Genomic DNA, 12,315 nt, shown 5'->3' on the forward strand with positions numbered 1-12,315 from the left:
CTATGCGCTACACCAAGTCAGGGTCGACGAAACTCGCTATCGCCGTTGCGGCGGCGTGGCTCTCGCTGCCGGCGTTCGCGGAACAGCCCATATACAAGGACCTGAACAAATCGTTCGAGGACCGCGCGGCCGACCTGGTCTCGCGCATGACCTTGGAAGAGAAGGTCGCGCAGCTGGGCAACAATGCTCCGGCCATTCCACGACTCGATGTGCCCGAGTACGAATGGTGGAACGAAGCGTTGCACGGTGTCGCTCGGGCCGGTGCGGCGACGGTGTTTCCGCAGGCCATTGGGCTTGCTGCCACCTTCGACGACAAGATGATGTTTGAGATCGCGACCGCCATCAGCGATGAAGCGCGAGCCAAACATCATGAGTTCGAACGTCGCGGCTTGCGCAAGCGCTATCAAGGCCTGACGTTCTGGTCGCCGAACATCAATATCTTTCGCGATCCTCGCTGGGGGCGCGGCCAGGAAACTTACGGCGAAGATCCCTGGCTCACCTCGCGCATGGGTGTCGCGTTCGTCAAGGGCTTGCAGGGCGACGATCCAAAGTACCGCAAGGTTGACGCCACCGCCAAGCACTTCGCCGTTCACAGCGGCCCCGAAGCGGATCGTCACCACTTCGATGTTCATCCGAGCGAGCGCGATCTGTATGAAACCTATCTGCCGGCATTCCAGGCGCTGGTACAGGAAGGCAATGTCGCATCGGTAATGGGCGCGTACAACCGCGTCTATGGCGAGTCGGCGTCCGCCAGTCCGCGACTGTTACAGCAGATCCTTCGCAAAGACTGGGGCTTCGATGGTTACGTCGTGTCGGACTGCGACTCCATCGAGGACATTTTCAAACATCACAAGATCGTTGGCACGGCGCCCGAAGCCGCGGCGCTCGGCGTGCGTTACGGCTGCGATCTGGATTGCGGCAAGACTTACGACGCGCTCGTCCCGGCCGTGAAGCAAAAGCTGGTGAGCGAAGCGGAGATCGACGCGGCGGTGCGCCGACTCATGCTCACGCGCTTCCAGCTCGGCATGTTCGATCCGCCGGAACGCGTTCGCTGGGCGCAGATTCCGTACTCGGTCAATCAATCGCCGGAGCACGATGAGTTGGCTCGACGCGCGGCGCAGTCGTCCATCGTGATGCTGAAGAACGAGGGCATGTTGCCGCTCTCGCGCGATATCAAGACGCTCGCAGTGATCGGCCCGACCGCGGATGAAGTCATGTCACTGCTCGGCAATTACTACGGCACCCCCGCGGCACCGGTAACGATCCTGCAGGGCATTCGCGATGCGGTGGGCAAGCAGACCAAGGTGGTCTACTCGCGGGGCGTGGATCTGGTCGAAGGTCGCGAAGAGCCGCGTGCGGTGCCGCTGATCGAATCGAACTTCCTGCGTCCCGACGCGAACTCGAAAGAGCAGGGGCTCAAGGGCGAGTACTTCCGTGGCCGCGACTTTGCCGGCGCGCCGGTGATGACTCGCATCGACTCGCGAATCGCATTCCGTTGGGATCGAGGTGCGCCGACAGACGATCTGGCCGCGCGAGGTGAGTTGTCGAACGCGCAGGCGTTGGCCGGCGATGACTTCAGCGTTCGCTGGACCGGTCAGTTGTTGCCACCGACATCGGGCAAGTATGAGCTGGTCGTGGGCGCGAATGACGGCGTGCGTTTGTATATCGACGATCGCCTGGTCGTCGACGGCTGGGATCTCAATGAGCGGGTGAAGAGTCACAGCGCCAGTGTGGATCTCGAAGCGGGCCGGGCCTATCGAATCAAGCTCGAGTACTTCGAAGACATTCGTGACGCCGAAGTGCGCTTGAGCTGGCAGCGCCCCGGCGCGAAGGCGCCCTTCGAGGAAGCGATGGAGGCTGCTCGCGGCGCCGACGCGGTAGTGTTCGTCGGCGGTCTCACCGGCGACGTCGAAGGCGAAGAAATGAAGGTGAGCTATCCGGGCTTCGCGGGCGGCGATCGCACCGATCTGCGCTTGCCTGGAAGCCAGCGCAAGTTGCTCGAGGCGCTGCAGGCCACCGGCAAACCTGTTGCGCTGGTGCTCACGGGTGGCTCAGCACTCGCCGTCGATTGGGCTCAGCAGCGGCTGCCTGCGATCTTGATGGCGTGGTATCCCGGTCAGCGCGGCGGTAACGCGGTGGCGGATGTGTTGTTTGGGAATGTGAATCCGTCGGGTCGTCTGCCGGTCACGTTCTACAAAGAGAATGAGAAGCTGCCGGCGTTCGATGATTACGCCATGCAAGGCCGAACGTATCGATACTTCACGGGGCAGCCGTTGTATCCGTTCGGGCACGGGCTCTCGTATACGCGCTTCGAATATTCGAACCTGAAGTTGGATCGCGCCAATGTCGCGCCGGATGGAACGATCCAGGCGTCGCTCACGGTGAAGAATGTGGGCCAGCGGGCGGGTGAGGAAGTCGTTCAGCTGTACGTCGCGCCGAAGGATTCCAAGCAGCAGTGGGCCAACAAGGATCTGCGCGGCGTGAAGCGAGTGGCGCTGAAGCCGGGCGAGGTGGGCAACGTCAGCTTCACGCTCAAGGCTGCTAACGATCTGCGTCACTATGACGTGAACGCAGATCGCTACGCGGTTGAAGCCGGCAAGTACGAAGTGCAGGTCGGCGCGTCGAGCGCGGACATTCGCGCTCGACAGACGTTTGAAGTGGCTACAGCCGCGCCGGTTCGAGCCTCGGCGCCAACAGCTGAATAATTCCCAGCGCTAACAAATAGGCAGTGGCAGCCATCAGGAACACCGGCAGAAGGTTTGCTGGTGCTGGTGGCAGCGTCGGTGCTCTCTAGGACCATCGTCGAGTCAGTCGCCGATGGTCAAGGTCGCGGACTTGAGATCGACCGAATTGGGACCGGTCATGATGGTGAATTCGCCGGGCTCGATCATGTACTTCATCTCCTGGTTCCAGTAGGCAAAAGCCTCCTTGGCCAAAGTAAATTCCACGGTGGTCGACGCGCCCGGTTGCAGTGAGACGCGACGGAATGCCTTGAGCTCTTTCACCGGGCGCGTGATGTTGCTGGCGACGTCGCGCACGTACAGCTGCACGACTTCGTCGCCCGCTCGCGAGCCGGTATTACGCACGTCAACCGACACTTTCACGTTGCCATTGGCATTGATACGAGCGCTCGACAGCTGCGGTGCGCCGAGCTCGAACTTCGTATAGGACAAGCCGAAGCCGAACGGAAACAACGGTTCCTTCGACTCGAAGTGATAGCCGCGATGTGCGCTCGGCTTCTGATTGTAGAAGTAGGGCAGCTGGCCGACATCGCGAGCCACGGTGACGGGCAGTTTGCCGCCCGGGTTCGTGTCGCCGAACAATATGTCGGCGAGCGCAGTGCCGCCTTCCTGGCCGGCATACCAGGCTTCGATCACGCCGTTCGCTTTCGCCACGACTTCCGGAATCGATAGCGGCTGGCCGTTGATCAGCACGACGACGACGGGCTTGCCGAGAGCAAACATCGCTTCCGCCAACTCGTTCTGCTCGCCGGTGAGGCCGAGGGTGAGACTGTCGCCGAGATGATTCTTCGCCCACGCCTCGCGATGCAAAGCGCTGCTGCCGCCAATCGCGAGCACGATGGCATCGGCGCCTTGCGCGACTTTCACGGCTTCTTTAATCCGCTCGAGATTGTCTTCGCGCTTGGTGCGGACGACCTCATCCGTGTACCAATCGCCGGATTCGGTGAGGCGAACGCCCTCGGCCGACACGACGTTCACACGCTGTCCGAGCTTGGCTTTGATGCCGTCGAGCAAGGTGACGACGTGCTTGGGAACGTTCGAATAGCCGCCCAGCTCGACGCGAGCCGCGTTGGGACCGATGACAGCCAGTGTTTTCAACCCATCCGCACGCAGCGGCAGCACGCCATCGTTCTTCAACAGAACGGTGGTCTTGCGAGCGGCTTCGAGCGCCAGCGCGCGGGCTTCGGCGTTGCCGGTAATCTTCTCGGCGTACTTGGCGTCCGCATACGGCTGCTCGAACAAGCCGGCGAGGAACTTCAGACGCAGCATGTCGGCGACGGCTCTATCGATATCCGCTTGCTGGATGCGGCCTTCAGCCAGCGCTTTCGGCAGCAGCGCGTAGCTCTCGCCGTTCGGCAGGTCGGAGGACACGCCGGTTTTCAACGCACGCACGGCGGCGTCGACCGGATCGGTCGTGATGTGATGGACATCGATGAGCTCTTTGATCGCGAAGTAGTCGCTGACGATTGCGCCTTTGAAGCCCATCTCCCCGCACAGGATGTCTTGTAGCAGCCAGCGATTGGCATGCGATGGCACGCCGTCGATTTCATTGTAGGAAGGCATCACGGCCTGAGCGTTGGCAGCGACCGCGGCTCGGAACGGCGGGAAAAACACTTCGCGCAGGATGCGCTCAGAAATATTTGCTGGGCCCACATTGGTGCCGCTTTCCGGCTGGCCGTGACCCGTCATGTGCTTGAGGGTGGCGAACACTCGATCTTTGGCGAGCGGCAGCGTGGTGCCCTGGAAGCCATGCACGGCCGCCACGCCCATCGTGCTCACGAGATAAGGATCTTCGCCGTAGGTTTCTTCGAAGCGTCCCCAACGCGGGTCGCGTGCAACGTCGACGACTGGCGCGAGCACCAATTGCGAGCCGCGGGCGCGAATCTCACGACCGACGACAGTGAAGACGCGCTCGAGCAGCGCGGGGTCCCAACTGCTGGCCAGCGCGATGGCTTGTGGAAAGGAAGTTCCGCCGAGCGCCTGAAAGCCATGCAGGCCTTCTTCATGAAACAAAACCGGAATGCCCAGCCGCGTGTTGCGAGCCGCATGGCGCTGGATGGCATTGATCAGCTCGACGGTTTCGCGTTCGTTACGAAACGGGGTCTTGAGCGGACTGCCGACACCCTGGCGATCGCTGGGGCGGGTGAAATGGCCGATGCCCGCGGGATACAGCCGCCGGGCGGCCTCTGGACTGAAGTTTCCCTTGGCGTCGAGCAGTTCATTCTTGCTGGCCCAGACCGCGGTGATCTGCGCGATCTTTTCTTCCAGCGTCATGCGCGAGAGCAGGTCCTGCACGCGCTGTTCGACCGGAGCGGCGGGGTCTTTATATGTCTGCGCCGACGCGCTGGATGCAAACAACACCGCCGCGATAACGACGCTCAACTTCGCGCCCAGGCGAAATGCACTCACCATGGATCCCCCGTGGGTTGGCGGACGGGCTCGAAACGGCGCGCCCTTAGTTCTAGATTGATAACGTTATCATTAACCCACGCTCCGGGCCGGGTCAACCGCTGTTGCGAATTCTTCCCACCGGGCGCCGCCGCCGCCGTGTGGCGCGCTGACATCATTCTCGGTCGCCGGGATTTTTAGACGATTTTTATCGATGGCGCCGGCGCGACAGCGGGCCTGGATGCCGGCCTGGCGGGATTGTGAATTCGGTCCCATCGACGGCGGTTGCATTTGTCGAATTGTGAGCGCTATCATCAAATCGCCACTGCCGACTGAGTGGATGGCCAAGATAAAGATCGATTGTTGGGGGAGAGAGAACGATGCTTACGCCTCGGCTCTTTGTTTGTCATAGCCGCCCAGGCCGCGGATTCCCTCCCTTTTTGCCGATGTCAACGCGATTCATAACGTTCGTGACCGGGAGGGATTGTGAGTATTCGCAAACTGGACGCGGGGCTCGCCCGCAGTAGAGCCCTGAGCATTTGCATCGCTGCCGTACTGAGCCAGGCGCAGCTTGCGCAAGCTCAGGAGACGGCTGCGAACAACGACAACGCGCTCGAAGAGGTGGTGGTCACCGGCTATCGTCAGAGCCTGGAGAATTCCACCAGCGCCAAGCGCGATGCGGTCGGGTTCCTCGACGCTATTTTTGCCGAGGATATCGGCAAGTTTCCGGATACAAACATTGCCGAGTCGTTCAATCGCATTCCCGGCATCACCATCAGCCGTGAGACCTCGGGCGAAGGCCTGAACATCGCGATCCGCGGTCTCGGCACGAACTTCACGAAGGTATTGCTCAATGGCGCGCCGGTCGCGGTAGCTTCCACCGGTCGTACCGATGCGCAGAGCACGAATCGCGAAGTCGATCTGGATTTGTTTCCAACCGAATTGTTTTCACAGCTGACCGTGAGCAAGACACCGACCGCCGCGATGCTCGAAGGCGGCGCCGCCGGTACCGTGAACATGCGCAGTGCGCGTCCTTTCGATAAAGAGGGCGGGCACATCGCTTATTCGCTCCAGGGCGTCGATAACAGCAATGCGGATTCGATGGGCAGCCGCGGCTCGGTCGTCGCGAGCAATACCTGGGGGAGCTTTGGCGTGCTGGTCGGCGTGGCCGGCGTTCACAACAAGGTGAAAACCACGGGCTTCGAAACGATCGGCTGGACCAACCCCAATCTCACGGCCAGTCAGTGCAGCGGCACGTGTAACACCACGGGCGGCGGTAATTTCACGATTCCGGGCACCGTGCCCAGCAATGCCGGCAACGGGCTCACACCGAACGCGACCATCGATCAAGCATTCCTGCTCGCCAACAACCCGGGCCTCACGATTCAACAAATCGATAACGCCATCATTCCCCGGCTGGGCCGTCCGGCGGTCATCGAAGGCGACCGCGATCGTTACAACGCCATCGCCAGTTTCGAATTCCGCCCCACCGACGACTTTCATGCCTACGTCGACACGATGTACGGCAAGAAAGAAAACGATCTGGAGCGTATCGACATGAACCTGGTCGGTCGCAACGGCGCGATGATTCCGCTGAACATGCAAGTGGATCGCTCCGACTGCTCGCAAGGTTGCGTCGTGACCAGCGCCACCTTCGCGAACGCGCAGGCCTTCCTCGAGTACCGCCCGTTCATCGAAGACACGGAGTTCTACGGTGCCAATCCGGGCTTCGAATGGCAGCTCACCGACAAGCTGAGCTTGAACTGGCAGGCCGACTACACGCACAGCGAATTCCACCGCGAGTCGCCGACGTTCCTGGTCAGCACGCCGGCGAACTCCGGCATGACGGTGAACTACACCAACAATGGCGGCATTCCAAACATCGCCAGCACTCTCGATCTGAACAATCCCGCCAACTTCGGCTGGACCGGCGGTCGCGTGAACATGCAGGACGAGGAGCGCGAGACCGAAACGAAAGGCACGCGCGCCAGCCTGACGTGGGGCGACAGCAAGCTCAGTGTCAGCGTCGGCGGCGCCTATGACGACGTCGAACGTCGGATTCGCGCCTTCGATAACAGTCAGGCCTGGCAGAACGCGGCCTGCGGTAACAATCCGAATGTTTTCTTGCAGGCACCGAATACTCAGCCTGCTTGCCAGGGATTGAACGCACCGGGCGCGGCGCCGGCGGGCTATCCGACGTATCCAGGCTTGGGCACCGGTGCGTCCGTGGGCTTCCCCGCGCTGGTTTATCAAGGCTCGTTGATTCCGCAGGCGTCGCTTGCGAACTATCTGCGTCCGGGCCCGGGTTTCATCACGGCCAATTGGGATGCGTTCGCGCGCGATTCGCAGTACGCGGCGTTCCACAACGCTTCGCCGGAGGCGGGCTCGTCCAACACCGGTGCCAACGGCGGTTTGATTCGCGAACAGAGCACGGGCTTCTTCACCGAGCTCAACGGCGATCTCGACATCGGCGAGCAGCGCCTGCGTTACAACGTGGGTGTGCGCTATGTCACGACCGATCAGACGGTCGGCGGCCGCGTCTCCATCAGCGATCCTCGCAACTCGCTCGTGGGTGGCGCTTTGACGGCGGACGGCTCGCGCTATCCGAACGTCGTGAACTTCGTCGAGACCGAGCGCAGCTACGAGAACTGGTTGCCGGCCGGCAATCTCGCACTCAACGTCACTGACAATCTCGTTGTGCGTCTCGCGGGATCGCGGTCGATGACTCGCGCGAATCCCAACGACATGTTGCCCGGCCTGGGCTTCAGCACGCCGTCGGCCGATGTGGGCACCGTGGGCAATCCGGATCTGAAGCCGTTCCTCTCGGACAACATCGATGTCGGCGTGGAGTTCTACACCGGCCGCGAAGGTTACGTCAGCGCCACGGCTTTCCGAAAAGGCATCGATGGCTTCACCGTGCTCGGCTCGCGCACCGTGCCGTTCACCGATCTCGCGTTCTACGGCGTGACGTTCGACAGCCTCACCCGCGATCAGCAAAACGCGATCAACGCGCGCGGCGGTCCGAACGCGGCCACGGTCGTGCTGAATCAGCAGGTGAACGCGGACGGCCGTCTCACGGTGAAGGGCCTGGAGCTGAACTGGGTGCAGCCGCTCGACTTCCTGCTGGCGGATCTGGGTCTGGAAGGTCTCGGCTTCACGGCGAACTACACCAGCGTCGATCAGAAGGCCGGAGGGCAGGTGCCGGCGGTGGCGGTCGGTGTCGCTCCGGAAACATACAACGCAACCCTCTACTACGAGAATCACGGCGTCAGCGCACGCGTGTCGGGGACGTATCAGAAGGGCTCGCAGGCGTCGGGCTTGAATCAGAACGGCATCGCTGCTGCCGCGCTGTTCAACGACGACTACAAGCAGTTCGATTTCTCGTCGAGCTTCGACTTCGCAACGATGTTCGGCTGGTCCGACGCCATTCCGCAGCTCACCGTGGATGTGATCAATCTGACGGACGAGGAACAGCGCCAGTACTTCCAGTTCGAGAACGCGACCTTCACTCAATATGAGCCCGGCCGCACCGTGATCGTGGGCTTGCGCGGCAAGTTCTGATGGCAGTCCAGAACTGACACCGGTCGAGAGACGTCGACGGGGGCGCTGTCGTTTACCCCCGGTGGTGACCCCGTCGACGACTTTGACGGCAGGAGAACGCAACGCTCCTGCCGTTTTTTTATTCCCGCAACGCGACCAAGAGAAAACCAGCCAGCGAAACGAGTCGAATGGACACGAGGATGTGTCCACGGCCGTCGTGACAGGGAGTCCGATCGGTCGTTTCAAATCAGGGAATGGCTTAGGGCCGCACCTGTCGCAATTTGCGAACTGCACCGCTGTGCAAGCGCCAAGGTTTTACATAGTCTTGCCCGCCTAGCTTCCCCGTTTGCCCGTTGGATTCATGAAGACGACCTCGTATCGCCTCACCCTGCTGTTGTTGCTCACATCGTTGGCCATGGCGCTGGCCATGCCGGTCCGCGCAGACTCGAGCACCAGCAAGCACTTTGTGCGACCGGCCGAGCTGGAGCCGGATATCGCGTTCTGGCGCAAGATCTACACCGAGGTCACGACCGAAGGCGGGCTGCTGCACGATCCTGAGGATCTGAGCGTCGTCTACGAAAAGCTGCAGTTCCCTTCGGACATCGCGCCCAAGACTCGCACCAAGCGCATCGAGGACGCGAAGAAAAAGTACGCGCACATCCTGGACCGTCTCGCGAGCGGTGCAGACGATCTGAGCGAGGAGGAGCTGCGCGTTCAGGCGCTGTGGCCGAAGAACACGCGTCGCTCGCGGTTCGAGCAGGCGTCCGAAGAAGTGCGTTTCCAGCTGGGTCAGGCCGATCGCTTCCGCGAAGGTCTGGTGCGCTCGGGTGCGTGGCGCGAGCACATCGCCGATACGTTCGGAAAGATGGGCCTGCCGCGCGAGCTGGCTTCGTTGCCGCACGTCGAGTCGTCGTTCAACACGTACGCCTATTCCAAGGTGGGCGCCGCCGGCATGTGGCAGTTCATGCGTAGCACCGGTCGTCGCTTCCTGCGCATCGACGCCGTGGTCGACGAACGCCTCGATCCTTATCGCTCGACCGAAGCGGCCGCGCGCTTTCTTGAACAGAACTACATCGTGCTCGGCAGCTGGCCGCTGGCGCTGACCGCTTACAACCACGGTCCTGGCGGCATGAAGCGCGCCCAGGAGCAGCTGGGCACCAGCGACATCGCCACCATCGTGCGCAAGTACGAAAGCCGCTCGTTCGGCTTTGCTTCGCGCAACTTCTATCTCGCGTTCCTGGCCGCGCTGGAAATCGATCAGAACCCGGAGAAGTTCTTCCCCGGCATCCGTCGTAACGCTGCGGATAGCAGCCTGGTGCTGAAGCTGCCGCAACCGATTCCGGCCAGCCGCATCGCGACCGCCCTCGACGTGGATCGGGAAGATCTGCGCCGTCTGAACCCGGCGCTGCTGAACACGGTCTGGAAGGGCGCACGCAATGTGCCGAAGGGTTATGAGTTCCGCGTGCCGTCGCATATCGATCTGACGAGTGTGATGGCCAAGTTGAACGCGGGCGGCGGCGCGGAGACGGTCGAAGTGGCGGTTGCCGAATCTCAGCATCGCGTCGAGAGCGGCGAGACGCTGTCGGTCATCGCGGGTCGCTACGGCGTGAGTCAGCAGGCGCTGGCCGAGCTGAACGATCTGAATCGTCCGTATCGCTTGCGCGTCGGTCAGGTGTTGGAGCTGCCGTCGAAGGGCACTCGTCCGGCGGCGACCGTTGCGGCCGCTCCGAAGGAACCGCCGCCGCCGGCTGCTCCGGTCGCGAAGCCGACGCCGCCAACTGGTGTGGTTGGCAAAGAGAGTTATGTGGTCCGTCGTGGCGACACGATCGGCAAGATCGCGAAGAAGCACGGTCTGTCCGAAGACCAGCTGATGGAGCTGAACAACATCCGCAATCGCCAGTTCATCTATGAAGGCCAGGTGCTGGCGTTGGTCGCCTCGGCGCGTGCCAAGCCGCCGGTGGAAGCTGAAGTGCCGGTCGAGACCATCGCTGCCGTCAGCGAGCCGCCGGCCGAAGCGGAATCGGTCGAGCCGGCGTCGGAGCGTGAAGCCGAAGAAATCGGCCCGGCGCTGGTGCCTGGTACGCAGGCCGCCTCATCGGCGGATCCGGCCGATTACACCGTCAAGGACAACGCCGTGATCGTGCAGGCCGCTGAAACGATCGGTCACTACGCTGAATGGCTCGATGTGCGTGCCAGTCAGCTGCGCCAGCTGAACCGCATGTCCATCGCCACCCCGGTGGTCATCGGCCGCAAAGTGAAGCTGAACTTCTCCAAGGTCACGCCCGATCAGTTCGAGGCGCGTCGCACCGAATATCACCGTGCCCTGCAGGAAGCGTTCTTTACGCAGTTCCGTATCCAGGGCACCAGCGAGCACGTGATCAAGCGCGGCGAGTCTGTGTGGGTGCTGGCTCAGCAGCGCTACAACATTCCCATCTGGCTGCTGCGCCAGTACAACCCGGATCTGGACCTCGGCTCGTTGCAGCCCGGGGCACGTTTGGTGATTCCGTTGGTCGAAGCCACGGGTGTGTCGGAGCCATCGGCTTGAAGTCAGTCAGACTCAGTTTGCTTGCGATGACCGCGGTCCTGGCCGGCGGCTGCATGAGCGTGCAGCTGTACGACGGGCCGAAGCGCGACAAAGACGAAGTCGCCCGCATCACGGGCGATCCGGTCGTCACCGCCGGCTCGCCAGTCACCGTGATCCTGCGCCAGGTCGACGGTCACGATATCGGCGTCACCCAGACTTCGGTGGAGGTCCTGGAAGGCAAGCACAGCCTGCTGGTCGACTGCCGGATCGCCGAGACCAAGGGCGGCTCGCGCCATGCTCTGGACGTGGAAGTGTTTGGCGGCCGGAAATACCGGCTGCGGGCCGAAACCGGCCCGGCGCTGCGGGAATGCACCGGAGTGACCCTCGAATCGGTCGACTAGCACCGAACCGGCGGCATCGGTGACCCACTTCACGGTTTTTCCCACCCGTGTCGCCAAGATTCACATGGACGATGCCCTACAGACTCAATGGTACGGCCTGTGAGCCGACATAAGACAAAGCCACGCTATAATCCCTCAGCGTTGACCATCGCCACCCTTATGCCGCGAAACATTGCTGCCCTAGTCACCGCTTCGTTGGTTCTTCTTTCCGCCGCCCCGCTGCGGGCGGAAACGCCATTGCAGTCCTCCGCGCTGGTGTCCTCCAGCGTCGAAGCGGCGTTGCCCCTGGCGGACAAGATCATCGTCCGGAAAGCCGAGCGTAAGCTGTTCCTGATGAGCAACGGCGCCGCGCTCCGGACCTTCAAGATTGCGCTCGGGCTGCGGCCGGAAGGTCACAAGCAGTTCGAGGGCGACTTCCGCACGCCCGAGGGCACCTATCGCCTGACGCGCCGGAACCCGAACAGCGAATATTTCCTGTCCATCCAGGTCGACTATCCGAACGAGCAGGACATGAAGCGCGCCCGCGCCCAGGGCCTGCGCCCGGGCGGCTCGATCATGATCCACGGTCAGCCCAACACTCCGAAGAAGTCGCGCGACTACTACGCAAATGTCGACTGGACCGAGGGCTGCATCGCCGTGTCGAATTCGGACATGGTGGAAATCTGGTTGATGACGCCGCCCGACACGCCTATAGAGATCCTGCCGTGAAAGAGAGTTCAAG

At 62.1% G+C, this 12,315-nt stretch carries 6 protein-coding genes; 5 read left to right on the forward strand and 1 reads right to left on the reverse strand.

Translation table 11 applies throughout. The annotated features are described in order from the left end of the window. The first annotated feature begins 2 nt into the window (after positions 1–2). Positions 3–2,705 carry a glycoside hydrolase family 3 protein gene (locus ACFPN2_RS17905; protein ID WP_380598921.1) on the forward strand — a complete coding sequence of 901 codons (2,703 nt, stop codon included), beginning with the start codon at positions 3–5 and terminating at the stop codon, positions 2,703–2,705. A gap of 102 nt (positions 2,706–2,807) precedes the next feature. On the opposite strand, the gene ACFPN2_RS17910 is transcribed toward ACFPN2_RS17905, so the two are convergent. Next, positions 2,808–5,153 (reverse strand): glycoside hydrolase family 3 N-terminal domain-containing protein, encoded by a 2,346-nt coding sequence (locus ACFPN2_RS17910; RefSeq protein ID WP_380598923.1) that lies wholly within the window; start codon positions 5,151–5,153, stop codon positions 2,808–2,810. A gap of 462 nt (positions 5,154–5,615) precedes the next feature. Here ACFPN2_RS17910 and ACFPN2_RS17915 point away from each other — a divergent pair, with 462 nt between their 5' ends. From ACFPN2_RS17915 to ACFPN2_RS17930, 4 genes are all read left to right on the forward strand, one after another. After that, a complete protein-coding gene (locus ACFPN2_RS17915; protein ID WP_380598925.1) occupies positions 5,616–8,690 on the forward strand; it encodes a TonB-dependent receptor in 3,075 nt (1,024 codons plus the stop codon). A 340-nt stretch (positions 8,691–9,030) separates the two neighbouring features. Next, entirely contained in the window at positions 9,031–11,214 is a 2,184-nt protein-coding gene (locus ACFPN2_RS17920) for a LysM peptidoglycan-binding domain-containing protein (protein ID WP_380598927.1), read from the forward strand. Between the two features lie 26 nt (positions 11,215–11,240). Further along, on the forward strand, positions 11,241–11,594 hold the full coding sequence (locus ACFPN2_RS17925) for a hypothetical protein (protein WP_380598929.1): 354 nt from the start codon (positions 11,241–11,243) through the stop codon (positions 11,592–11,594). 237 nt (positions 11,595–11,831) lie between these two features. Beyond that, positions 11,832–12,302, forward strand: a complete 471-nt coding sequence (locus tag ACFPN2_RS17930; protein ID WP_380598931.1) for a L,D-transpeptidase family protein — start codon at positions 11,832–11,834, stop codon at positions 12,300–12,302. Positions 12,303–12,315 lie beyond the last annotated feature (13 nt).

Origin of the sequence: Steroidobacter flavus (assembly GCF_042651805.1) — a bacterium.
Taxonomy (GTDB): domain Bacteria; phylum Pseudomonadota; class Gammaproteobacteria; order Steroidobacterales; family Steroidobacteraceae; genus Steroidobacter; species Steroidobacter flavus.